Origin of the sequence: Streptomyces sp. NPDC018947 (assembly GCF_044390505.1) — a bacterium.
Lineage (GTDB): Bacteria > Actinomycetota > Actinomycetes > Streptomycetales > Streptomycetaceae > Streptomyces.
Genome location: NZ_JBIRZD010000003.1, coordinates 489,931 through 515,006, shown reverse-complemented (window position 1 = coordinate 515,006; position 25,076 = coordinate 489,931). Strand labels below are relative to the sequence as shown.

Annotated in this window: 14 protein-coding genes and 2 pseudogenes; 7 read left to right on the top strand and 9 right to left on the bottom strand. The window is 70.4% G+C overall.

What is annotated here, in order from left to right:
* Nucleotides 1-390 precede the first annotated feature (390 nt).
* The 3 genes from ACH499_RS10235 (at nucleotide 391) to ACH499_RS10225 (ending at nucleotide 5,138) form a co-directional block, all read left to right on the top strand.
* Nucleotides 391-1,677: a hypothetical protein gene (locus ACH499_RS10235; protein ID WP_399014722.1), complete on the top strand. Its 1,287-nt coding sequence runs from the start codon at nucleotides 391-393 to the stop codon at nucleotides 1,675-1,677.
* A gap of 127 nt (nucleotides 1,678-1,804) precedes the next feature.
* Entirely contained in the window at nucleotides 1,805-3,907 is a 2,103-nt protein-coding gene (locus ACH499_RS10230) for an McrB family protein (RefSeq protein WP_399014720.1), read from the top strand.
* Nucleotides 3,900-5,138, top strand: a complete 1,239-nt coding sequence (locus tag ACH499_RS10225) for an McrC family protein (RefSeq protein ID WP_399014718.1) — start codon at nucleotides 3,900-3,902, stop codon at nucleotides 5,136-5,138. Before ACH499_RS10230 ends, ACH499_RS10225 begins: the two co-directional genes overlap by 8 nt.
* 124 nt (nucleotides 5,139-5,262) lie before the next feature.
* On the opposite strand, the gene ACH499_RS10220 is transcribed toward ACH499_RS10225, so the two are convergent.
* Nucleotides 5,263-6,030, bottom strand: coding sequence for a hypothetical protein (locus tag ACH499_RS10220; RefSeq protein ID WP_307016535.1), 768 nt, complete (start codon nucleotides 6,028-6,030; stop codon nucleotides 5,263-5,265).
* 431 nt (nucleotides 6,031-6,461) lie between these two features.
* On the opposite strand from ACH499_RS10220, the pseudogene ACH499_RS10215 reads away from it, so the two are divergent.
* Nucleotides 6,462-6,734, top strand: a pseudogene (locus ACH499_RS10215) (3'-5' exonuclease); the annotation flags it as partial.
* A gap of 40 nt (nucleotides 6,735-6,774) precedes the next feature.
* Here the strand turns inward: ACH499_RS10215 and ACH499_RS10210 are convergent.
* Entirely contained in the window at nucleotides 6,775-8,427 is a 1,653-nt protein-coding gene (locus ACH499_RS10210) for an N-6 DNA methylase (RefSeq protein WP_399014716.1), read from the bottom strand.
* A 657-nt stretch (nucleotides 8,428-9,084) separates the two neighbouring features.
* Here ACH499_RS10210 and ACH499_RS10205 point away from each other — a divergent pair.
* Complete coding sequence (locus ACH499_RS10205) at nucleotides 9,085-9,747, top strand: hypothetical protein (RefSeq protein WP_399014714.1); 663 nt, start codon at nucleotides 9,085-9,087, stop codon at nucleotides 9,745-9,747.
* Between the two features lie 303 nt (nucleotides 9,748-10,050).
* On the opposite strand, the gene ACH499_RS10200 is transcribed toward ACH499_RS10205, so the two are convergent.
* Together ACH499_RS10200 and ACH499_RS10195 are read right to left on the bottom strand one after the other, a co-directional pair.
* A complete protein-coding gene (locus tag ACH499_RS10200) occupies nucleotides 10,051-14,427 on the bottom strand; it encodes a DEAD/DEAH box helicase (protein WP_399014766.1) in 4,377 nt (1,458 codons plus the stop codon).
* Nucleotides 14,428-14,836: 409 nt separating this feature from the next.
* Nucleotides 14,837-17,872 (bottom strand): hypothetical protein, encoded by a 3,036-nt coding sequence (locus tag ACH499_RS10195; RefSeq protein ID WP_399014711.1) that lies wholly within the window; start codon nucleotides 17,870-17,872, stop codon nucleotides 14,837-14,839.
* Nucleotides 17,873-18,059: 187 nt separating this feature from the next.
* Between ACH499_RS10195 and ACH499_RS10190 the strand changes: the two genes are divergently transcribed.
* Nucleotides 18,060-18,797 carry a hypothetical protein gene (locus ACH499_RS10190; RefSeq protein WP_399014709.1) on the top strand — a complete coding sequence of 246 codons (738 nt, stop codon included), beginning with the start codon at nucleotides 18,060-18,062 and terminating at the stop codon, nucleotides 18,795-18,797.
* Between the two features lie 26 nt (nucleotides 18,798-18,823).
* Here the strand turns inward: ACH499_RS10190 and ACH499_RS10185 are convergent, their stop codons facing one another.
* The gene (locus tag ACH499_RS10185; RefSeq protein WP_399014707.1) at nucleotides 18,824-20,968 is read right to left on the bottom strand and encodes a UvrD-helicase domain-containing protein; all 2,145 of its coding nucleotides are present in this window, start codon (nucleotides 20,966-20,968) and stop codon (nucleotides 18,824-18,826) included.
* 120 nt (nucleotides 20,969-21,088) lie between these two features.
* On the opposite strand from ACH499_RS10185, the gene ACH499_RS10180 reads away from it, so the two are divergent.
* A complete protein-coding gene (locus ACH499_RS10180) occupies nucleotides 21,089-21,751 on the top strand; it encodes a hypothetical protein (RefSeq protein ID WP_399014706.1) in 663 nt (220 codons plus the stop codon).
* A gap of 24 nt (nucleotides 21,752-21,775) precedes the next feature.
* Here ACH499_RS10180 and ACH499_RS10175 read toward each other — a convergent pair whose 3' ends face one another.
* The 4 genes and pseudogenes from ACH499_RS10175 to ACH499_RS10160 form a co-directional block, all read right to left on the bottom strand.
* Nucleotides 21,776-22,258 carry a hypothetical protein gene (locus tag ACH499_RS10175; protein WP_399014703.1) on the bottom strand — a complete coding sequence of 161 codons (483 nt, stop codon included), beginning with the start codon at nucleotides 22,256-22,258 and terminating at the stop codon, nucleotides 21,776-21,778.
* A gap of 24 nt (nucleotides 22,259-22,282) precedes the next feature.
* Nucleotides 22,283-22,761 (bottom strand): annotated as a pseudogene (locus ACH499_RS10170) (ATP-binding protein).
* A gap of 113 nt (nucleotides 22,762-22,874) precedes the next feature.
* Entirely contained in the window at nucleotides 22,875-23,474 is a 600-nt protein-coding gene (locus ACH499_RS10165; protein WP_399014701.1) for a hypothetical protein, read from the bottom strand.
* Nucleotides 23,475-23,560: 86 nt separating this feature from the next.
* Nucleotides 23,561-25,075, bottom strand: coding sequence for a hypothetical protein (locus ACH499_RS10160; protein WP_399014699.1), 1,515 nt, complete (start codon nucleotides 25,073-25,075; stop codon nucleotides 23,561-23,563).
* Between the last annotated feature and the right edge of the window lies 1 nt (nucleotide 25,076).

Here is a 25,076-nt window from a genome sequence, read left to right as displayed (position 1 = left end):
CCTTGGGGGGTGGCGCCCGGCCGCCGGGGGCGGCACCCCCCCCCTCGGGGCCCGCCCCCCGGGGGGGGGGGCCCCCCCGGGGCCCCCCCCCCCCCCCCCCCCCCCCCCCGGAGCAGAGCCCGGACGATGAGTCGGGCCGCGGCCTCCTCGTGGTCGACGCACTGGCCGACCGCTGGGGCACGGAGCCCCGCCCGCCCTCCGGCAAGACGGTCTGGGCGGAGATCGACCAGAACGGCGAGCAGCCGAAGGCGGTATCCGGCCAATCCGGCGGCCAATGCCGTTGAAGGCAGCCAAAGGCTTTGAGTGACGGCGTCAGGTCGACCTAACCTCCGTCAACGGATCACAGCATCCCCGGTCACGCCAGCCACTACTCGACAGGAGTGTGCCCCCTTGCCTTTCCCGCCCGGCGACATGGTCGCCGCCTTTGGCAGACACCTGCACTTCAAGAGCCTGGAACAGGCTCTGTGCGACCGTCATCCCGAGCTGGCCGACCGGGTGATCTTCGACGACGCGAACCACCCGATGCACGTCAAGGTCACGTTGTCCGGCCGACGCTCGGTCGTCCTGGCGCAAGTACGTATGGGGTACACGATCGTCTGGGCGGTGATGGACCCGGTACTGAACAGTGAGCCGTCCGTCTGGCCGCTGGACACGCCCGACGAGGTGCTCGTCGACGCCGTGCACGCCGTGGCATCGGCGCACCTCGCCGACGTACCGGTTCCCTCGCCGTGGCGCTGGAACGAGGGCGAGCCGTCCGACATGACCGAGCTGGCCGATCTCCTGGACGCCCGGGGTGTGCGAGTGCGACGCGTGGCGGCTGGGAACGGCTACTTCCCGTACGGCCCCCGCCACTCGCCGAAACTCGACATCGTGAGCGGACGCGACGGCAGCTTCGTGGAGGCAGAGTTCCCCGACGCGTTCGTCCGCGTCTCGCTGAAGCCGGCCCTCGGCTGGCTGGTGGATGTGTACCTCGCGGAATGCGGGGCGTGGGGCCGCGTCGATCTGGGCTGGAACCTGTGGCGCAGCACGCGGCCCGGACCGGGGGTGCCCCGCGCGGACGCCTCGGTGGCGGACATCGCCGACGTGCTCGTCAAGGGTCTGAAGGCCTGGGACGTGGAGGTGCAGGGCGAGCCAATCGGACGCGGGGAACCGGTTCCCGTCGAGCGGCGGTCGGAGTGGCAGGAGTCCCTCTTCGCGGACGAAACCGCCCTGCCCGAGTCACCGGCAGACGTCGGCGTCGATCTCGGTCAGCTCGTCGAAGGACCCGCGCAGCGCACATCACGACGCTCCCCCAGCCCTCGGCACATCGCCGACGTGGTTCTCGATCAGTTAACGGCGTTCGGCTTCGGCGACGTCGAAGAAGGCGATGCCGAAAGCCCCATCCGGTCCGACACGTTCCACATCGAGTGGCACGACCGGGCGAAGAACCTGTCCACTTCCGAGGTGCAGCGGCTGAACGGGCTGGCCGCGGCGGCCGGTGAGGACGCACCCAAGCGGCTCATCGTGATCACGACAGCCGGTATCAGCCGCCCCGCAGCGGCCTTCGCCGACACCGCCAAGGCGTTCGTGTTCTTCGTCGACCGCGCGGCGGACAAGTTGATGGCCCTGAACTCACGTGCTCGGGAAGCCCTCTTGCCCCACACGCAACCGGCCGAGCGAGGGCTGGAGCCCTGGTAGCTGTCCTGCCCGCGACGGTCGTGTCACAGCCCGGCCCGGGCCGACAGGATCTTCAACACCCCCGGCCTGACCTTCCGCACGGATCGGATCTGGTAACGCCGTCTCGCGGTCCGGCATCATGGCCCCCATGACGAACGGGGTGGATGTGCGCACGGCGGCGGCCGAGTTCGACCGGACCGGCCTGGCGGACGTCGAGACGGCTGCCGAGGACGAGCGCAAGCAGGTGCTGTCCCAGTTTCCGTTGGAGGAGTGGGCGGAGTTGCCGCTGGAGCGCTACGCCCTCGGGCAGGGCACGCCGCCCGGGTCGGGGCCGACGTACTGCCGGCTCATGGAGTTCGGCACTCCGCACCTGGGCAGCATCAAGGGCGGCAGTGCCGCGAAGCACATCATGTACCACCACAACTCCGGCGAATGGCGGCTGGCCGCGCCCCTGCGCGGAATGGACCCGCAGGACGCCTGGACGGAACTGCGCGGACAGTTCGTCCGGGCCTTCGAAGCCGTCGGGGCAGGTGACTTCGAGGCCCTGGACGACCTCGAAGTGCTGCGGTGCGGGCCGACGTTGGTAACGAAGTCCCTGGCAACCTACTTCCCGCAGCACTTCCTGCCGGTCTACGCGACCGAGCACATGCGGACGTTCGTCACGCTGCTCGGCGGCGAGGCGCAGGCCGGCGTCCCCGCCGCGCGCACGAACCGTCAACTGCGTGAACTCGTCCGAGGCCTTGAGGAGTTCGAGGGCTGGACGGGACAGGAGGTGATGCGCTTCCTGTACAAGTACTTCAATCCACGGCAACGCACCATCTGGAAGGTCGCTCCCGGTGAGCGCGGCCGACTGTGGGACGAATGCCGCGATGGCGGGTTCATCTGCGTCGGGTGGGACGAGCTCGGCGATCTCGGCCAGTACCAGAGCGACACGGAACTGCAGCAGGCCCTGGACGCACACTGGCCGCGCAGCAGTGGCGGCAGCCTCACCCTCGCCCGGAGACTGCTGGCCTTCCGCGACCTGGAGGCGGGAGACCGGATCGTCGCGAACCGCGGGATGGACGAGGTCCTGGCCACCGGCAGGGTCGACGGAAGTTACCGCTACGACCCCGACCGGGCGGAGTTCCACCACGTCGTCCCGGTGGTCTGGGACCCTTCCCACGCGCAGAAACTGCCGAAGCCCCAGCACGGGTGGCGGTCCACCTTCGCCAAGGTCGACCCCAGCCTCTTCGCCAGGCTCGCCGCCCGCGACGCCGGCTCGGACTCCGCACCGGGTGTGGACCCGGCGCAGGCGGCCGCGTCGATCGCTCTGCCCGAGGACGTACAGGCCGTACTGGATGCGCTGGAGCGCAAGGGCCAGGTGATTCTCCACGGCCCACCCGGTACGGGCAAGACCCGGCTCGCGCTCGGCGCCGCCCTCGCCCTGGACGGCCGCGCAGACGTGCTCGGTGCCGACGCCGGTCAACGTGCCGAGGCGCAGGCCGAGATGCTGCACGGGGACCGTGTCCGCGTGGTCACCTTCCATCCCTCCTACGGCTATGAGGACTTCGTCGAGGGCTTCAAACCGGACCTGAGCGCCACCGGCCCGGGACTCACCCTGGCCCTCGCAGATGGCCTGTTCCACGACCTGTGCGGCCGCGCCGCCGCCCATCCCGACCAGACGTTCCTGCTGGTCGTCGACGAGATCAACCGGGGTGACCTGCCACGGATCTTCGGCGAGTTGATCACGCTCCTCGAACTCGACAAGCGGAACCTGCCGGTCGCCCTGCCCGTCAGCAAGCGACGCTTCTCCGTGCCGCCGAACGTCCGGATCGTCGGCACCATGAACACTGCCGACCGGAGCATCAGCCACCTGGACGCCGCGGTCCGCCGCCGTTTCGCCTTCCTGCCGGTGGGCCCGGACCCCGACGCCGTCTCCGGAACCGTCGGCCCGTTGGACCTGGCCGCCTTCTTCGAGTCCCTCAACAGCCGCATCGCCCGCCATCTCGACGCCGACCACCAGATCGGGCACGCGTACCTGCTGCGCGACGGTGAGCCCATCGCCACCGAGGAGGATCTGGCCGCGGCCTTCCATCACGAGATCATCCCGCTCCTGGAGGACTACTGCCTCGGCCGGGCGGAACTGCTGCACAGCATCCTCGGCAGACTGGTCGACGCCGACACCGGGCGTCCGCTCCACATGCCCCCGCAGGACTTGACGGACGCGCTGGCGACCGAGTTCACCAGCGGCGTTCCCGGCCCGGATGCCTGACCGCACCCCGGTCCGGCTCGGCGAGTACGAGTCCGTCCCGCTGGAGGCCGGTCAGCTCACTCCCCGGGACGTCGACCGCCTGCACGCCCTCCAGGCACGGGGCTGCCTCACCCTGACCAGGGAACGCACCGGGTGGCGGCTCAAGACCGACGCGACCGTAGGGGTCCTGGTTCTGGACCGTGTCCGCGTGGTCGTCCAACCCAAGTTCGCCATTCCGGGAGAGCAGCTCATGAGCTGGCTCGCCTACGCTCTGGGCACGCCCGTCCCGGCGACGGCCAGGCGGTGGGCCACCGGCCCCGACGGTTACGCCGACCTGGTCGCCGCCGCCCTGCTCGAACAGTGCGAGCGGCTGGTGCGGGAGGGACTGCGCCGGGACTACGTACGCCGCCGGAGTGTCGAACCGGTACTCCGGGGACGCCTGGACGTCGCCGCCCAAGCCACCCGCCGCTACGGGCAACTCGACCAGCTGCACGTGCGCACCTTCGACCGGGAGGCGGACATCTGGGACAACCGCGTTCTGGGCAGCGCACTGAGGTCGGCGCTCGGCCTGACCTCCAGCCCCGAACTGGCGCGCGCCCTGCACGGCATCGCCGGCGCCTTCCCCCAGGCCCCGACCCCGGCCGCGGCGCTCCGCGCTCTGGACCGCACCCATTACACCCGTCTCAACGCCCGCTACCGCCCCGCCCACACCTGGGCCCGTCTGCTGTTGCGCGGCGGAGGGGTGACCGATCTGCTCACCGACCACGGCACCACGGCGGACGGCCTCCTGCTCGCCATGCCCGCGCTCTGGGAAGCCGTCGTCCGCCGTCTCGGCACCGAGGCTGTCGTCCCGCACGGCGGCCACGCCGTGCCCGGCGGGAGCGGCGCCGGCATCACCATTCGCGGGGACCTGGGCAACGCCTCGACGTTCCGGCCCGATCTCCTGCTCAGCCTTCCAGGGCGCGACACGGCACACCGCACGGTGCTGCCCGTGGACGCCAAGTACAAGCGCTACGACCGCCATGGCGTGAGCGCGGCGGACGTCCACCAGCTCCTCACCTACAGCAGCGGCTACGGGTCCGGCGACGCCCCGGTGGCCGTCATCGTCCATCCCCAGCCGGGCGGTCACGCGCAGCGAACCCTCCACGTGCGCGGCCCTGACGGCCCATTGGGCGCCATCCACGTCCTCGGCGTCGACACCCGTACAACGCCTGCGCAGGCAGCGGAGCGGATCGGCTCCGTATTGCCCTGACCATCGTGCGCCGCTCGACGTGTCACACACAGCCCCGGCAGTCATCGTCCTCACCTACGACGGCCGAAGGAGGAGGGCTCAGCTGCTCGGTCGGACGGTGGGAAAGCCACCGGTGATGGGGGCCTCAGATGCCACGGAACTCCGGTGCCCAGATCAACTTGATACCGACCGCTTTGGCGAGTGAGCCCCACCTGTTGTCCGCGGGTTTCTTCTCCAGCACGAGGACCGGCTGTATCGACCGGCCGGAGAGCACGGACCGAAGCTGATGGGCGTAATCGAGCACCTGGCCGATGCCCAGGCGGATCTGCTGGTCCTGGCTCGTCCCGGTCAGGCTTTTCACCTCGGCGACGAAGATCTCCTTCCCGGTCGCCCAACCCGCGTCGAATTGCGGGCTGTTTCTCGCGAAAGTGTGGACTTCGATCTTCTGCCGCGCCAGATGCTTGATGAGCGCACCGACGGTTCTCTCATGGGCCGCGGTCGCTTCGTCGAGGGAACTGAGGTCGACGGCCAGCTCCCGGACCCCGTGGCGGCCGACCTTGCGGAGCTGAAGGGGCGCACCGAGCACGTCGCGGTCGGTCCGCGGCGGTACCACTTCCAGGGCGCTTCCTCGCGGAGGGCGCCGTAACTCCAGGCAGGGCGCGGGAAAACCATGAATCAGGTCACCGAAACCGACTCCGTCCACGACGTGCACGTGATGACCCGACGCCCGCTCACGCTCGGCGCCCACCAAGGTGTCGCTGTAGTCCCTCCGGGCGTCGGACACCTGCTTGCCGGTGAGATCGCCGTGGACCACGAGGCTGATCGCGCCGGAGAAGTCCGTTTTCGACGTCGCGCCGCGCCGGCCGGCCATTCGGACACATTCCGAACGCACCAACCACTTGCCGTCCACCACGACCTTACCGGTGAAGCAGAGCGTCTCCCCTTTGAGACCGCGGACCCAACCGTCACATGTCCGACGTGCCACCCGTGCACCTCCGTCGTTGTGTCGGCCCAGTCTGTCGGGTCGGCTGAGGCAGGGGAACGTCGTTGTACGCATTGCGATGCCCCGACAGTTCGATCCGCCCGACACACCTGATGCGGACACCGTCACGGCGTCAAGCCGCGCCCTGAACTGTCGGCGGCGGCGAGCCGTGACCGTACGCCCGCCCCACCACGTACTACTCAGAGCATCGCCGTTTCCCAGGGGCCACGTCGACGACTTCCTCACGCGTCGGATCCCTGAAGCCCCGCGTGTCGTGTACGGCAGGACCTCACCCCCTCCCGGGCTCCCGGGCCACCCGCGATCGACCCCACGTACACAATTGCGATTTTCCGGAATTCAATAGGGTCAGGGACAACCCGGGGCCCGGCACGGACGGGGTCCGGCTCGCCACCATGCATGCGATGAAGGGACTGGAGTTCCGCTGCGTCGCCGTCCTTGGAGTGACGGCGAGCGCGATGCCGTTCGCCCGCGAGGTGACGTCGGCCTCCGTGGACGCGCTGCAGCACGAGTCGGACCTACTGCGGGAGCGGTGCCTGCTGTTCGTGGCGTGCACACGGGCGCGGGAGGCGTTGGCAGTGACGTGGAGTGGTTCGGCCAGTTCGTTCGTGCCGTGACCACAGGGGCGTGACCGGGCCGGCGATGTGACGCTCCCCGTCAGCTCTCCGGGGCGAGCGCGCCGTTGCCGAGACCGTCCCTTGCCAGGGTCGCCGCATCCCGGCTCAGCTCGGCGACCCTCCGCGCTCGCTCCTCGAACTCCTGAAGCGCACGGAACGCCGCCCCGTACCGCCGCTGTTCGGTGATGTCCATCTGCGGGATGCGGGCGCCCTTGCCGTCGAGGCGGAAGGTGCCGCTGGTGCTCGTGGAGCGCCGGGTGTTGGCCACGCTGCGCAGGAAGCCCTGGAGGTAGTCGGTGTCGAGCTGGTCGCTGATCGAGACCGGTTCCGGATCGCCGTACTCGACGAGCCCTGCGCGCGCGAGGTCGGCGACGCTGACGGTAGGTCCGTCAAGAGAGCTGGGGCCGGCGCCTTCGGCCAACGCCGGCAGCAACTCCGCCAGCAGCCTCGCCTGCTCGGTCAGCTGCCTTCGCAAAGCCTGATACTCAGCCGCGTAGTCGCGATGGGAATCCTCGACATGACGGCCGGGCGTGAGGTCCACAGTGTCGTCGAGCAAGTCGATCAGGGGAACTTCCACCATCTGGTCGGGGTCCGGTTCCAGTGCACCGTCCGGGTCGACGGCCGTCAGATCGACCATGCGGACACTGGTGACGGCATCCCCCGGGGTGCGTGGGCGACGCAGCTGCCAGAGATGGACGGGAAGCGCGTGCGAGGCCGCCGTGCCGGACGGCAGGGCGACGATCTGGGTGAGGACGCCCCGGCGTACGAGCTCGGCACGGATACGGCGGCCCGCCTTGCGATAGGCGACCGAGGCGGGCAGGACCATGAGAACGCGACCGCCGGGTGCGGTGTGCGCATAGGCGTGCTGCAGCCAGGCGAGTTCGCCTTCGGCACGGGAAGGGGTGCCGAACTCCCAGCGCGAGTCGAGCAGCAGATCCTCGCGCCCCCAGTCGGATGCTGCAACCGGGGGATCACAGACGACGAGGTCGGCCTTGAGGCTCGTCCACCGGTCGTCACGCAGTGAGTCCCCGCTGACGACGTCTACACCCGTGTGCCCGGTGAGATCGGCCCTCAGTTGCGCGAACACGGCACTGCGGGCGTCGGAATCCTGCCCGCAGCGCCTCGGGCCTCGCTGCGGACCGATGGCGAGCAGGAGAGTGCCGATTCCGCAGGCCGGGTCAAAGAGGGTCGCGTCAGGCGCCACCGCACCGGCGAAGTGGCGTACGGCACGGACGACCCGCGACGAGGTGACCCGGTCCGATCCGGCACGGCGAACAAATTCGGTGAAGCGCTCCGCGAGGATGCTCACCGCCTCTGCCGCACCATCGCTCTCGGCCAGATTCCGCACGAGCCGCACGATGTCCGCCGGAAGTTCCCCGGGCACCTCCTCCTCGGCAAGGAGGCGGGCGACGTGAACGAGCCCGACGAGCATGTCGTCGCCGTAGACCCCGCGCAGCGCCTGCCACAGCTGCACTTCCACAGACACTTCCTGTCCCTTGCGCTGCTTGTCCAGCCAGGCCCACACCTCCGCCAGGTCGAACAACGGACTGTTGACGCCCCCGCCGTTCGGCGTGGGGAAGTCCTCATAACGCCGCCGCCAGTTCGAGACGGCGGCGCGGGTGACGCCCGCCAGCCTGGCGATCTCAGATCCGGTGACCAGCGGACCGGCCTGCGGGGCGGGAGTGTCCGTCATACGGGCAACCGTACACAGGGTTCATGATGCTATCAACGCTGTATTTGTTGACGCCGTTAACAATGAATGACGGGCACGCCTCGTGTATCCGATGTCGCCCTTCGTCCAAGGCTGGGCATCGTTGTTCGACGGCTGGTGACCGCCAAGGGGACAACAGCCGGTAGGCCGCGTGCTCACGCCTCCACGACCGCTGCGGCCATCCGCTCCGTTCAGCCGGCAACAGGATTAAGTAGTGCGCCGCGCGGCCGCAGCCGCTGCCGACCGACGCCGAGCAGGTCCTGACGCGGCTGCGCCACGGTGGCACCATCTCACCGCTTCCTCGCCAGGACCCCGGCCCTCCGGGACCGGCCCGCGCCCGGCTTCGGCCGGGTAAGCGCCGCCGATCTGGACGCCTGCCTGCCCGACGCACTGCGACCGGGAGCGGACGCGTGACCGACCGGCACCCCCCGGCTGTACGTCGTCCTCAACCGCTCCGGCGACGAGTACCACGAGGAACTGCCCGCGATCGGCCAGATCATGACCGGGCCCGGCAGTTACGACGAGGGCTGCGGGATCTTCCGGTTCCGGGGCGGAGCGCCGCCGCGGTGCGCGCCGCCGTGCACACCACGATGGAGGTGTACGGGATGCGGACCGAGCGGGCCGAGGGAGCTGAGCCGTATGGCTGAGGTACGCCGTCACGGCGCCGTGCTGCGCGCCTGGTTCCGGGAGACCCTTCCGGCCGCCGGGAACGCGCGCAGACTCGGCGTCCTCACGCTCATCCAGTCCCTGGGGCTCGGGGTGTTCCTCACCTCCAGCGCCGTGTTCTTCACCCGGACCCTCGGCATCCCCGCCCAGCGCATGGGCCTCGCCCTGTCGGTCGCCGGGCTCTGCGGTCTGGTCTGCACCGTGCCCATCGGCCGGCTCGCGGACCGGCTCGGCGCGGGCCGGGTGCTCACCGTCAACTTCCTGCTCGCGGCCGCCGACTTCACCGCGTACTGCCTGGTGGACGGCTTCGCCGCGATCCTCGCGGTCGCCTGCGCCATCGCGGTCCTGGAGACCTCGGCGGACCAAGCCCGTCCAAAGACGTGCCCTCCGGCTCATCCAGGCACTGATCACCACCACCGACTCCGAAGGACACTCCTGTCCGGCGGGACAGACAGGCTCTGCACGCCCTCTCACTGGGGTTCCTCGTCCTCCAGGAACGGGACCGGACCGAGCATGTCGCGACCGAGAAGGAACTCGCCTAAGCCAAGCAGGGCGATGGGCGGCGCAGGAAGCCCCTGCCGTAGGTGCAGGTCAGCAAGCCGGACACCGTCCGGCCTGATGCTGACCATTTGCTGACCTGGAGGCGCCAATCAGGGCACTGACCTGCGGAAACACCCAAACGCTAGATCTTGGACTTGAACATGGTACGAAACACGGAAGAACTCCCGATTTGTCTGCTCCCTGCCTGCTTCATGCAGGTCAAGGGCGGTCTCCGTAGCGTACAACCATTCGCATGTCCGGTCAGCTGTCGCCAGGTGTTCCAGGACTCATGCTGACCCGTTGCTGACTTCATGATGGATGATCGGGCCAGGAGCGGACCGCTCCACTCACTCGGTTCCGTTCACCAGAAGAGGGCGCAGGCAGGCGCCTGCCTACCCTTCAGCTCATGCTTCTGCCAGCCAGGGCATCCAGCAGTACGACGGCTTCACCGCGACTCAGCAACTCGCGGAAGCGCTCGTTGCGGAAGGTGCGCAGGCATGCGTAGCAGCTACTCTCCGATCCGCACTCGCATCCGCCCACGCGTGCGAGTGCGGCCTCGACGACCGGTTCGAGGTGCCCGCCGATCCGGAGCACGTTTCCTGCCCCGCCGGGTGTGGTGTCGAAGAGCAGCAGCGAGGGCATGCCGTCGACTCCTGTGTGGACCGTGCCGTCGATGTCGTCCCGGCTGATCTCCAGGTGGGTGGCCGCGCCTTCCAGCAGGGCGTAGAGACCGGAACGCAGGGTTTCCTGCGTCGCGCTGAGGGCGGTGAGCGGGTCGAGGTGGATCTGGAGAAAGTCCGTCTGGTACCGATGCGCGAGGGAGACGACCCGGAGCGGACCGGTGCACTGCGCGTCCTTCAGCAGATGAGGGTGCGCCGCGCCCCGGGACGCCGCTCGCGCGTGCGGACGGCCCCAACCGCACCAGTCGCAGATCTCGTACCCGGCGCCACCCGGTCCCTCCGAGACGACGACCATCTCGCCCCGGGCACCCGCCGACCAGGTCGTGGTGTGTCCGGAGGTGAAGACGGTGGTTCCCTCGTGGACGTCCGCGGTGTCGGTGGACATGTGGACGTCGCCGTACCAGGAGCGGCGCGGCGGTGTCTGTCCCGGGTTGCGCTGGGGTCCGCGCGCGGCCACGAAACCGTAGACCGGCTCAACGTAGCGGCGCGGTGCGGAAGTGGACAGTGTCCCGCAGGCGGTACAGGTGGGATCCACGGGCTTGGTGGCCTCACCGTAACGGCCGCAGGTACCGCACACGGTGTAGTAACGGCTGACCAGTTCACGGTCGGGCAGGCGGTAGACGCCCGCGGATGCCCACAGACGGCCGCCCGCCACGATCTCGGCTCCTGGCGCGTACTCGTGGACGGCGGCACTGAGATCACGGGTGAGTTCGAGCTGACCGGATACGGCGCCGCTGTCCTGCGGGATGCGCAGTTCGACGGTGTCCACGGGGAAGCCGTACTTGGGCAGGACGTTGCGGTTGGCCAGGACACCGAGGAGGTCACGGTGCGTCAGGTTGCGGATGACCTTCTCGTACATGTCCGCCAGCCGGTACTTGCGGGCGGCCACCGCCTGGTCGCGTCGTTCGCTGTAGGCGGTGACGTCCTGGTCGAGGACCTGTCCCGCCGCCCGCAGCAACCGGTCCAGTTCACCGACCCAGGAGCCCGACTCCACGTCGATCTCGTCCTGGACGCTTGCGGGAAGCACCCGGCGGATCGAGGCCGCCACGCTCTGCGGTACGGGCGTGAGCCAGTCGCGCACGAGGTGGGCCGCGGTCTCGCCAGTGGTGTCGTCGGGTAGGAAGAACTCGCCCGCCGTGCGCCAGATGCGGCCCCGTTCCTCCTTCATGGCGCGGAAGAACGCGGCGAGGGCGATCGAGTGGGCGTGGCGGCGGTCGATGCGGACGTTGTCGATGGGGACGATCGGGGCCCGGACCTCTCCGGCGATCATCCGCTGGGGTTCCGCGAACCGTGCGAGGTCGTGGGGGCGTCGCTGGGCGTAGGTGAGGACGAGCGCGGCGGAGTCCGCGCGGCGGCCGGCGCGTCCGGCCCGCTGGACGTAGTTGGCGGTGGAGGGCGGCATGTTACGCAGGACAACGGCCTGCAGTTCGCCCACGTCGACGCCGAGCTCGAAGGTGGTGGAGCAGGAAAGGGCGTTGACCTGCCCGCGGACGAACTCGCCCTGGATCTCCGCCGCCTTCTCACCGGTCCACTGGGCCGTGTGTTCCTGGGCGCGCAGCGGAACGGGGTCGAAGGTGCGGTAGAGGCGGCGGAGGTGGCCGTCCGTCTCGGTGGTCGGCTTGTACTCCTCGAGGCGGCCGGTGCAGCGCAGGGTGGGGCACACTCCGCGTACGGACACGGCGACGACACGGCGACAACGGTCGCAGGCGTACAGCGGCTCGCTGTCCTCGGTGACGGGCCGCAGACGCAGCCAGGCGTGGTCGAGCCGGCGGACCGCGCCGATGCCGGACTGGTTCTCCCCCTTCATCCAGTCGATGAGGTGGCCGGTGGTGAGGTCGGTCCACAGCCGGCCCAGGATCTCCAGGGCGGTCCCATGCCGGTCGCTTCGGTGTCCGAGGGCGTCGAGCACCCGCTCCAGGTAGTCGACGCGCCGGTTGGAGACGCCCGCGGCACTGGGCAGCCAGCTGATCACCTTGCGCTTGGCGTCGGACCCCTTGGAGCGGACCCAGACGGGCCCGCGACGCGGGGCGAACGCCTCGTCGCCCGCGTCGACGTCCTCGGGCATGGTGAGCGCACCCTGGTTGCGCATGGTGCGCAGCAACTCCTGCACCAGCCACCAGGCCTCGTCGTCGGTCAGGCCGAGGGAGGTGAGTGCGGCGGGCGGCTGCCAGAAGGGCTCACGGTCGAGGTCGACCCGGAGCAGGCCGAGGCCTTCGAGCGACTGGCGGTCGTCGACGCTGAGCACTTCCTGCATCACCCACAGGGCCACCTCGCGCTGCTTGGCCTGGCGCGAGTCGTTGCGGCGGAAGACTCCGGCACGGTCGGCGGCTCGGATGGTGTGGGCGACGAGGTCGTCGATGTGCAACGGCTCGTCGAGGTCGGGGCAGCCCTTCAGAACGGCCTGGGTCATCAGGCGCCGGTGCTGGATACGGGTGTAGGAGTCCTCGAGGTAGGGGGCGAAGTAGGCGGCAGCCTGGCGGCTGTCGCTGAAGAACAGCAGCTTGCGACCGCGTCCGGGCAGCACAGCGGCGGGTCCGTCGGTCGCCGGGGGCAGCGCCTGGTAGAGGGCGGTGCCGAGGACAGAGGCGGCGGCCTCGTTGCCCGTCTCGAAGAGACGGATCATGCCGTGGCCGCGGGCGCCGCAGGAGAGGCAGGAGGCCGGGGTTCCCTCGCGGGTGTCGAGCTGGTGGACGCGGCGCAGTTCGGTCCCCTCGCAGTCGTCCGCCGTGCAGGCCGCCGTTCCGACGGGGTGCACGGTGGCGCAACGGGTGCACAGCCTGCGTTCGCTGAGTCCGCCCTTGGTGCTCTCGCCGAGGGTTTCGTCGTCCTCGTCGACGCCGGCGCCCGAGTCTGCCCCGCCCAGGAGCAGCCAAGTGTGCGGTTTGTCGGGGGACTTGCGGTGGACCAGGCGGGTTCGTGCCCCAGGGCCGTCCGCGGTGCCGTGCAGGTGCACGGCACCGCAGCGACGGCAGGCGCCCAGCTCGAAGGAGGGCCGTGCACAGTGCGGGCAGACCTCGTGGCGGGCCAGGTCGAGGTGGGGTCCGTCCGGGGCGAGGCAGGTGAACGCGCCTTCGGTGGCCCGTGCGAAGAGGTGGTAACGGGCGGAGAGAACGGGGGCACCGTCGGTGTCCGTCACTTGACTCGCGAGCTGGATGAGCGCGGTGACGGCGGCCGGTCCCACCGGATCGCCGGGGAAGACGGCCTGCGCGATGTCACGTACGGGTCGGGGCCCCTCGGCGAGGGCTCGGCGCAGGGCGGCGGTGCCGGCTTCGGCGGCGAGGGCGGCGGCCGGGGTGGTGTCGGCGGGCAGCCCGTGCATGCGCGCGGCCGAGACAATCTCGGGGCCGGGGTCGGCCGTGGTGGCCAGGCGCAGGTACTCGGTGGTCGGCAGCGGTCCCCAGTGAGGGCCGTCGGGTGTGGCCACTCGTGTCGCGGTGACGAGGTCCTGTAGAGCGGGGTCGTCGGCGTCCCAGTGGAAGGGGACGTCGAAGAGAGCCTGGGCGAAGGCGGTGACGGCGGCGGGGTTCTCCTCCGCGCCGACGGTGGCGCTGGTGGCGATGGCCTGAATGTCGCGCCCTTGGCCCACTCGGTCCTTCAGCCGACGCAGCAGCATGGCCAGTTCGGCGCCGCGTGCCCCGTCGTAGACGTGGGCCTCGTCGACAACGATGAACTTCCAGCCGCCCGCGTGGTCTCCTTCGAAGAGGTCCATGTCCTGGGGGCGGAGCAGCAGGTACTCCAGCATGGCGTAGTTGGTGAGCAGGAGGTGGGGCGGGGCGGCGCGCATCTCGCGGCGGCTGAGCAGTTCGTTGGGCAGGCGTGGTTCGCCGGGGTTGAGCTGCTCGAAGGTGTCGGCGGCCCTGCGCGGGTCGTCCTTGGTGTCACCCGTGTAGCGGCCGAAGGTGATGTGGGGGGCTGCGGCCAGCAGGCGGCGCAGGCGCTTCATCTGGTCGTTGGCCAGAGCGTTCATGGGGTACAGCAGGAGAGCACGGACGCCGGGGCCGAGGGTGCCGCGGGCGTGTTCGGCGGCGAGCGCGTTGAGGATGGGCAGCAGGAAGCTCTCGGTCTTGCCGGAACCCGTGCCGGTGGCGACGACCAGGTTGCGTCCGGCAGCGGCCTTGCGCAGTGTGCTCCTGGTGCCGGTACAGGGGGCGGTCGGCGGGCAGGGCGGGTCCCGTGAGCTGCCGGAACGCCGGGTCCAGTACCCCTTCGCCGATGAGTTCGTTCAGGGTGGCGCCCGGCGCGTAGGCGGGGGTGGCCTCCAGCAGAGGGCCCTTGGTGAGCAGCGGACTGGTGTCGATGGCCTGGGCGAGGGCCTCGGCCAGACGGGGTTCCCGCAGGGGCAGCAGCGACCGCAGATAGCGGCGGTAGGTGTCGCTGATCAACGTGGACGTGGCGAGCGGGTCGAGGCTGTGCACGGGCTGACTCCGGGTCTGCGGCGGGCGGGACGGGTGTGACGGGGACGATGGCCGAAGACTGAAGGCCGGTACGACTGTTTCCGGCCGGGCTCAGCCGTTGGCCTGCACGGTCTCTGCGGTGACCAGGAACTCCGCGAGGGCCAGGTCGACGGCGGTGAGGTCGGGCGCGTGGGCGGCCACGGACGCCCACAGCGACCGCAGCCCTCGCTCCAGTTTGACGGCCCGAGGGTTTCCCGCGGCAGCGAGTCGGGCGATCAGCGCGCATCCCAGCGAGAACTGGGGCACCCGCATCCACGCTTCACCGGGGCCGCGCAGCGGACCCGGCCCCCGGTCACGGAACGCCGTGACCAGGAGGGGGTGTCCGTCGCCGAGGAAGTTCTCGACGGCCGTCAGCCATTCCCCGCACTCCTCACGCTCGGCGTAGTACTGAAGGGTGCGCCGGTCGCGGAACGCCTGCCAGGCGGCTGCGGCCCGGGTGTCGGTGTCCAGGAGTCCGCGCGGTACGACACCCGCCGTGCGCCACACGGCCTGCTGCTGGATCTCGGGAAGCTCGCTCAGGGCTCGGGCGTGCGCGTCGAACCGGCCGACCGTGCAGCTGAGGTCGCCCTGCCCGGACAGGATCGCCGTACCGGCACTTCCCAGGAACTGTCCCACCTCGTCAAGGAGTTCCTTCTCCTCCGGATACAACTCGTCGATCCCGTAGGCCGGGTCGCCGGACAGGTACGGCAGCAGCGGCGCCGTGAGCAGCAGCGCGCACAGGGGTGCTCGCCGCCAGACGGGGCGTACGGCGGCCGGATCTGTCACCTCCCGGATGCGCAGCGCGGCCAGGCCGCTGCCCACCAGCGCGGCGGCCAGCTCGCCGGAGCGCAGGGAGCTGTCGGCCGCTCCCAGGAGGGCGTCCGGCCCGGCGTCCCCCAGTGCCTGCAGGCACTCTGCCGGTGCGCTCTCCTTCGCCCCGCACGCCTGCAGGTCCCGGCCGCGGGCGGCCACGATCCACTGGTACGGAACGGCGTCGGTGCCGCGCGGCAGTGCTCCGCGCCCGCCCAGGTACTCCGTGGTCCGGGCCGCGGCGGTGCCGTCGACGACCGAGGACGTCCAGGGGGAACGACGCAGCACCAGGGTGTCGCGGTCACGCAGGCTGGGCCAGGCCGGTGCGGCGTCGGCCATGTGGGTCCCGGCATGCAGGCTGACGACGAGCGGGCCGGCCGACCGCCAGGCGGCGGGCAGCGGGACACGACCGCTGTCGTCGACCGGCACGCTCAGCGGCTGCCGCCACGGGGCGAGGACCTGGTAGAGCCGGGCGGTCAGCTCACCGGGGTGGCGCAGCCCGCGCAGCAGCAGTCCGGTGCCGTCCGGTACGGCCCCCTCCGCGATGGGCTGGGTGCGGACGGTGCCGACGTGAACGTCCTGCCCCGCGACCAGCAGCCGCAGTTCGGCCTTGGCGCAGTCGCGGACGGTGTCCGTCAGGGCGGCCAGGGAGTAGCGCAGGTCGCCCTTGCGGGTCCGGGTGCGCCGTTCCGGCTGCAGGCTGACCAGGGTCGTTCCCTCGACGACAAGCACCAGTTCGGGGATCACGGCCACCGCCTGCTCGGGCAGGCGCACGGTCAGGGCGCTGTCCCGCGCCAGATCGGCCGCGTCGATGTCGAGCGGCCGGATCGACCAGGGAAGAGGACTGCCGTCGAGTTCCAGGCGGACCTCGGAGTACGGGACGAGCGCCTGGACCTGGAACCCGCGCGTACCGTCGCGCAGGACGAGGTCCCTGGTGATCTCGTACGGGGCGAACTCGACCGCGCTCCGGGAGACGGTGACCGGCCCACCGGCACGGAGGTCCAGTCGCGTCGGCACCAGTCCGCCCTGCGGGGCCAACAGGCGCCATTCGGCCGAAGGCGCGGCCTCGACGCCTTCGGCCAGGAAAGCGGTGAGACGGCGCTGGCCCCGCCGCCGCCCGGGGCGGTGGACGAGGATCTCGTACGGGCCGAGCAGTGGGCCGGGAACGTGTTCCCAGGGGTCGAGGAGGGCACCGGGCGCGCCGGTGCGGCAGGCCAGGATCGCCTCGTGGCCGGGGCGGCGCACTTCCACCTGCCAGTGCTGTGCCTCCGGCTCCCCCGGCCGGCGCCGGAGCCGGAGCGCGGGCGGCCGGTTCCACACCGGTGCTCCGTCCTCATCGGTGAGCCAGGGCAGCGTCGCACCCCCTTCCCAGCCGAACGACCGCCCGACGGCCACCTCCAGCCACCTGCCCGGCGCGGCTTCGGAGGTACGGAGCCGGGTCACGCCGGCCAGGGACACCTGGCTCAGGGTCCAGCCGCTCCAGCCGTACGGGGTGGGCAGTTCCACAACCGCGGCCTGCGCGCCCTCCGTCTCCAGGGTGCCCACGTGCAGCAGGTGGATATCGGTGGCGGGCAGCGGCTCGTCGAGGGGGATGCAGTGGCCGTCGGCGGCGAAGGCCAGCAGGACGGTGTCCGGGTCGACGACGGCCGACGCGTGGACGGTGCCGGCCGGGTCGGTGGCCTCGACGCGGCGTACAGGGCCGGGCAGGACCCAGTGCGGCGATGACGCGGCGAACGACTCGCCGTCGGCCGCCAGCTGCCAGGTGGCCGCGTCCGGACCGCCGGGCAGGATCAACAGGACGCTGCCGGCGCCGGGGCCGAGGCGGAGTTCCGGAGGGACCGTGGCGCCCTGGGTGACGGGAACGGGCGGAAGGGCGCCCGGCAGGTCCGCAGTGGCCGGCGGACGCCAGGTCCAGCCCAGCGAACGAGCCGCCTCCTGGGCGGCCGTGATCCAGACCTCGGTGGTCGTCGCTGCTTTTGGGGCGGCGCGACGGCGGCCCAGTTCGGGACGGGCCTCGATGACACGCTCCCGCGCTTCGGACAACAGTTGTGCGAGATCGGGGACTTCGCTCCACGCGCCGAGTGCCACGGCGTGGACCGTGCAGGCCGGCCAGCGTGCGAACACGGTTGCCCGCGGCAGACCGGACCGCTGGGCGAACAGCGCGTAAGCCACCAGCGCATCCAGGACAAGCGTGGTCCGCCACACGACGGATTCGACGGGGCCGACGGCCGACGGCTCCCCCGCCTCGCGCCATGCCCGCTCGCAGTCGTCCAGCAGCTGCGCGGGATCCACCAGCACGTTTCCCTCCCCGACCGAGCCGTACTTCCTTGCAGTCCGGACCGGCTAATGTTTACCTTTTTACCATTCCTTCACGTCAAAGCCACACGGGCTCCGCGTGCGGCTCCGGCTGTCACGTTGTCAGTAGCGAGTGGTCCAATACGAGAGGGTTCGTTGCACTGCTGTTCAGCACATGGGGGGCACGTCGATGACGCCAGACGTCAAGGCCGGAGCGTCGGCCGCGCTGTACGCCAAACTTCTGACGGCGGCGGGTCCGGAACGGGCCCTGACGCTGGTTGCCCTGCGGCGACTGCTGATCGGCGCGGACAAGGACGCGCTCGTCGAAGTACTGAGCCGGGCCGCGCAGGAGGGGGTCGCGCTCCCCGCCTCCGTGACGGACTTGTTCGGTATCCCGGTCGGCGGTCCGGTGGCACCGTTCCGGCCGAACCATCCGACACCCGCACCGACTCCGAGCGAGGCACCAACCACCGTGGGGCTGTTCCCCGCCGTACCGGCCCAGAAAACGCCTGGTCCGCGCTTCAGTATCGTGCTGTCCCCGGACAGTCGCCTGGACCTGACAGCCCTGACGATACGAACACTGCGTCCGAAGGCCGTATCCGCCGCCCCTCCGACGCCCAAGCCCGCAACAGCCCGGTTCCGCTTTCCGACTGCCCCCGCCAAGGCTTCGCCACCGTCGGCCGACATGCTGGCATGTCCATCCGCGCTCTGCTCCGACCCTCCTCATACGCACCGAAAAGTCAACTTCATGGGTCAGATCAGGGTGGACGGGCAGACGATCGGCACCCTCGCGGAGTTCTCCGGGAAGATCGTCACCGTCCTGCTGAAAGAAAGGTGGTTCCGGGTTCTGCACGAAGGCCGTGAGATCGCGGCCACGCCTCGGCGTCACCGGGTCGAGCTCGGCAAGTATCACGGCAACCCGCGCTGAATCGCCTCGAATTCCGCGTCGCACCGTCACCTCGGCAGAAATTCGCTGGGCCGCCCGCTGTACGACACGTACAGCGCCTCCCGGGCCCGGGTGCAGGCCACGAAGAGGAGGCAGCGTTCGGCTGCCAGGTCGGTGGCGTTCTGGAGGCGGTCAACGTCGGCGGGGGTGACGGCCGGAGGGAACGGGAAGGCGCTCGCGGTGGCCCCGGCGACGGCGACGCACCGGTACTCCAGTCCCTTCATGCTGTGCAGGGTCGACACCCGTACCCCGACCGCGCTGTCGGGTTCGCCGTCGCGCACCCGGACCACAGGAATACCGGCCGCGGTGAGCCGGTCGGCGAGCCTGCCCGTCAGGGTGTTGAAGCGGGCGCAGACCGCGATGTCCGACGGGGCGACTCCGGCGTCCGTCCAGTTGCGCACCTGCCGGACGACGGCGTCGGCTTCCTCGTTCTCCGACCCGTGTCCCTCGCACACCGGGTGGGCGCCGTGCAGCAGGGAGCGGTAGCCGGTGAGGGTGTCGTGGCCGTCACCGGTCAGGTCGGCGACGGGTTCGTTGTCGAGGAGGGAGCGAGACCAGCGCAGGATCTCCTCAGTGGAACGGTAGTTGACGCGGAGTCTTCCGCTGCGGCCCGCGACGGCGATACCGAGGGAGCGCAGGGAGACCCGGGCGTCGTAGATCCGCTGGTGGGGGTCGCCGGTGACGAACAGGTCGTCGGGGCCTTCCGGAACCAGCGCGCGCAGCAGCCGCCACTGCGCCGGGTGCAGATCCTGTGCCTCGTCGACGACGACGTGGTCGTACGACGGTCCCGCATCGGGTTTGTCCCGCAGCAGCCGGGCCGCCTCGGCGCAGACCTGGAGCCAGGTGTGCGACCGGGTGCGCGCCAGCTCCTCCTCGAAGAGGGTGACGGCCTGCCAGATCCGTCGCCGCTGGGCCCGCCCGAGCGCGCTGCCGCGTCCGCGCCGCTCGCACGCGAGGTACTCCTCCTCACTGCGCAGGTTCTGGGCGAGGACCACATGCCGGTACTCCTGTGACAGGAACGCCTCGTTCCAGGGCAGGTCGAGCCGGCGGAGCAGACGCTGCCAGCGGGTCCGCTCGTCCTTGTCGCCGAGCGCGCCGCCGGGGTTGCCCCGCAACTGGCGCACGGTGCGGTGGGCGACGGCGTCCACGGTGGTGACGTCGACGCGGGTGAGCAGTTCCTCGTCTTGGTCGAGCAGCAGCGCGAGACTGCTGTGCAGGGAACGGGCCAGGGCGTTGGTGTAGGTGGTGAGGAGGATCCGCGTGTCCGGGGCCCGGTCCAGCAGGTGCTTGACGCGGTGCAGGGCGACGACCGTCTTGCCGGTGCCCGGTCCGCCGGTGATCTGGGCCGGGCCGGCGTAGGCGGGCCGGTAGGCGATGCGCCGCTGGGTGGGGTGGAGGAAGATCCGCCAGGCCGCGAAGGGTTTGGCCAGGACGTCGGCGAGTTCGTCGGCTCCGGTGACGAGCGCGATCCGGCTCCTGGTGCGGGTGACAGCGGCGGCCAGGTCGTCCCCGGCTCTGTCGTCCGCGGCCGCGGGTTCCTTCTGCCGCACGGCGACCAGCTCGCGGTAGATGTCGTTCGGGTCGAGGCCGTCGGCGAGCAGCCACAGCGCCTCGAACTGGTCCTCCGGCATCAGCGAGCCGAACGCCTCCAACTGCGCCTTGCTGGTGACGGTGCGGGCGGCGCGCAGCGTGACGTCGTCGACGCCAAGGTGCCGCAGCACGGTGTCCGACCAAGGGGCGAACAGGAGTTGGGGTGCGGCGGCGGCCTCCTGCGCGAAGAGCGGCGTGATCTGCTCCATCGCGGTCAGGTCGCGCACCTCCAGGCAGCGGGTGACGCTGTTGACCGTGTAGAGCCGCCGCTTGGCCCAGGAGTAGGCCTTGTCGTGGCTGACGACGTGCACGAAGACGAAGAGGTCACTACCGTCGTCGGGCGCGAGCAGTACGATCCGCAGTCCGTCGTCGACACGTATCGTGCGCATCCGGGGATCGCGGGAGCTGACCACCGACTCCAGGTGCAGCCCCTTGTCCGCGTGCAGCTGCGCGACCGTCAGCTGCTGGAATTTGGCCATCGCCTTGTGGACGCGGGCGCGGGCCGGCCGGTCCAGCCGGTCGACGCCCTCCCAGAACGTGTTGGTGATCGCGATCTGCGGCATGCTCCCCACCCTCGTCGGCGTCGACCCACGGTACTGCTGTTGACTGAGTTTACGAAAGGCATGATGATCGTCACGCACGATGCCGCACATCGCGTGGGCACCTGAGTACGGGAGTGGAGCATGGCTCTGGAGCTGTCGGCCGATCCCTTCGGTCCGCCCGGTGATCCGCTGGACGAAGTGATGGCACGGCTCCGGCCCGGCTTTATGCCGAGCTCCGAGGACGTCCTCCTCCTTTTCGAGGCCGCCCGTACGGTTCAGCGCGCGTTCGAGGAGGTCGAGCGGGCGAACGCCGTTCTGGACGAGGTCTCCGACCTCGGTGAGCAGATCGAGGCGGCGTTGGAGGACGGCCTGGGTCGGCGGGCGCGGGGGGAGATTCCCGTCCTGCTGAGCGCTCTGCGCGCCCAGGCGGCGCGCGTCGAGCGGTCCGAAGCGGTGCGCACGGTCGCCAACCGCATCCTCGGCAACGATGACGGGGACGATCCCGAGTCCCTCGATCCCGTCCCCGCCCTCACCTCCGACCTTCTGCCCCGGGTGCCCTCGGTCTACGACGACGAGGAGGAACCCGGCAGCAGCCTCGCCGACCTGTGGGAGCGTCAGGAGCGGCTCGAGCGGGTTCAGGACCGGATCCGCCGGGAACGCGTGGAGCGCGTCGCCGCCCACCTCGTCTCCCTCGCGGGGAAGGTCGTCGACCGCTCCTTCACCGACACCCGGTTCACCCGCGCCGCGCTGGACGAGATGGACCGCGCGTACACCTTGTGGTGTGCGTGCCTTGATGAGGCTTGAGGGAAGGCTTCACTCTCCTTCACTTCACGCAGGAGGGTCCTCGGCCTTCGGATCGCCGGCCTCGTCGTGCGGCGTCGTGGACTGCTCCGACCGTCCTCGGAAGGCGGCTCCCTTCGCGGTCCGCGATTCGACGCGCTCCACGATGCGGTCGATGACACGCCGGGGGTCCTTCCACTTCATCGCCAGCCGGTCGTGGTCCATTCCGTGTTCCGAGATGATGTCCCGCAGCTGTTCCAGGTCGAGTTCACTCAGGCGCGAACGGAGTCCCGCCTCGCCGGACTCGGCGAACACCGCGAACGGCTCGATCACTCCCGGAGCTCGCCGGCTCCGCCTCGGGCGTTCGGCCGGCTGGGGTACGGCCCGCGGCTCGGGAGGGATGAGGGCCTTGCCCAGCACCCGGGCGAAGCGTGGCGTGCGTGCGGCTTCGGACGCCACCACACCGAGGACGCGCGCGAGGGTCGCCGCGAGCTCCGGATCTGACACACCGAGCTTGATCAGGGCTTCCATCCGCCGACGGATGCACAGTTACCTTCACGCGCCCCCTGCCGCGCATTCGCGCCGCAGACATTCGGCCCAGACCGTCTTCCCGCCAGGATGGTGCGGCTCGCAACCCCAGGCGTCCGCGAGCGTGGCGACGAGGAGCAGGCCCCGGCGGACTCGTCGCCCGCATCGGTGTCCGGGGCCGCGGGTACGGGCAGACGGTCGCCCCGCGCGTCGGTGACCTCGATCCGGAGGGTGGCGGACGACAGAGTGAGGGCGAGGCGCGCGTTCCGGCCCCGCACCCGGCCGTGTCGGGCGGCGTTCGCGGTCAGTTCCGCGATGAGGAGGGACACCGTGGCCCCGCTGTCGTCGCCGGTGCGGGTCTCCGACCGCTCCTGCTGTGCGGCGAGCCAGCGCTCGGCGGCGTGGCGTGCAGTGTGCACGCCACGCGCCGTGGTGGGGAACAGGACGCGGAAGCGGCCCGTGACGACGATCGGTTCACCGGGTGCGGTGACGGTTTCCTGGTTCACCTCACCGAGGGTGACCGAGTCGCCCTACCGCGGGGAGCACCGCGGACGGTACGCAGGGTGACTGTCCCGGTGCCGACGGTGTGGTGTACGGGCGTGATGTGGCCGGTACGCCCTCACCCCTTTGACGTCGGCGAAGACGGCGTGGGAAGAGGGCTGACGCCGGGCTCGAAGTGGTCGCGGATGTAGATGCGGGTGCGCTGCGGCGTGTACTCGTGCACATACACGCTGACGCAATGCTTGTCGGACAAGCCATACATCTCGGAGATGTCCTGTTCCTCCGTGGCCTTGGGGGAGCCGGGACAGACGTAGCCGTAGCGCATGCCGTCCTTGAGCGTCTCGGGTTCCGGAAGCCCGAAGTGCGCGAAGTCATGGGGGGCGGCGTCGGTCTGTGCGGAGGTCGGTTCCAGCCACTTCTTCTCCGGCGGGTGCTGCTTCAGATAGGCATCCGCCTCCGACCTGGTCAGGGTGAAGGTGAGAAGGCCCGTGTCGAAGCGGGAGGTGACCTTGTAGGCGGCCTGCGGGGACCGGGCCGTGGCCGGGATGCCGAGGTCCAGCTGCTCGCTCATCCACTCCGGTGTGATCCCCTCGGCCCACCGCACGTCCGCCGCCTCCTCGCCCAGGCGGTCACCGGGTCCGGTGTCGTCGTCCAGTGCGCCGAGGAGCCAGCCCGACGCGACCACGACGCCCGACAGGACCAGCACACCCGCGGCCACGCCGACGACGAGCCACGGGCGACGACCACCGCCACCTTCGGCACCGCTCGCACCTTTCTCGGGTGCCCGGAAGGGATTCCCTTCGCTCACCGGCCGTCCGCCCTTCCCGTCGGCATGCCGGTCGCACGGTCCTGTTGTTGCTCCCGGCCGGGGTTCATGCGTCCGTCCCTGCTGTCGTCGGGACCCGGTAGCGGGTCGTCGTTCGGCTTCGAGGAGCCGAGGTCGTAGTGGTGGGCGCTGCTGCTGCCCGCCATGTCGAACTCCTGGGCGAAACCTACCCGGTGCAGCTTGGCCATCTGCCCGTCGGGGATCTTCAGCGGACCGATGTCGACGCCCTTGCCCTCATCCCAGTTGTACCGGTCCCAGACGTTCACCTGATAGTCGACGCCGATCCTGGGGTTGCCGTTCGCGTCCGGGACCGCGGTCACCACACCGGTGACGTTGGTGTTGGCTCCGCCCACCGCGTAGAACCAGTTGGGGTCGACCTCCTTCCCGAAGTAGAAGCTCTTGGGGTGCTTCACCTCGACCGGGAAGGCGACCGGCTTCCCGCCGTTCTTCCTGAACTCGTCGAGCGCCTGCCTGCGCCAGTCGTCCTGGTTCAGCCTGACCGTCTCGTCGACGTACGCCTTGTAGGAGGGGACGTCCGACATCATCTTGTCCACTGGCAGGTTCATGGGGCTGCCGCTGTTTCCCAGGTAGTGGGCCATGTGGCGGGATGCGTCCGTCATGCCCTGCCAGTCGGCGCCCTCCGTCAGCAGTTCCATCTTCTGCTTGGTGGCCCACTCGTCGAAGCCGGGCGACTCGGAGCCGTGCTTCCCCGCTCCCGCGTCCGCCGCGGCCTGCTGCATGGTGGGGCTCAGTATGCCCGCCGCCATCAGGTCGTCCTTCTGCGCCAGCCAGAGCCGTGCCCGCGCCTCGGGGCTCAGGGACTCCCACAGGCGCCGCAGTTCGGCCCGCTGCTCCGGATTCGCGTCCCCGCCGAGCCCGGCCAATTCCTTCGCGCGCGGCAACTGCTCCTCGTCCAGGGACGTGTACGTGGCGTGACCCGCGTTGTGCGGGTCTCTGCCGTGGCTCTTGCGTAGCGCGCGTACGGCCGCCGCGTCGACCTCGGCGGCGTGCTGGACGATCCCCGTGAGCGTGTCCGCGTACCACTGCATGCGGTCCCTGGCGCGCTGGTCGGGCCCTTCGGGGGTGCACATCGCCTCCGTGACGCGGACCGTCCCGTCCGGGCCGTCGAGGACGAGGAGTCCCGGGTCCGGCGGAGTGCGGTCCGGGTCGCCCTTACGCGCTTCGTCCGTGAGGGTCTGCGCCCGCTTCTGATAGCGCGTCAGCTCAAGGTGTGCGTCGGTGAGGACATTGGCGATGCTCTCGGCCTCCGCCTGCAGGTCCGTGAACTCCTTGGCCGTCTTGCGCACGAACTCCTTGGTCACTCCGGCGTTGACGCCCTTCCAGCGGGCTCCGTCGGACTTCTTCGTCAGGCCGTCCCGCACATCGGTCGTGAGTTCGGCCAGTTCGCCGGCCATCGTCACCCAGTCGGACGCGGCCGTTCCCAGCTTGGCGAGGTCCAGGGCCATGAGATCCGAGTACGAGAAACCACCCATG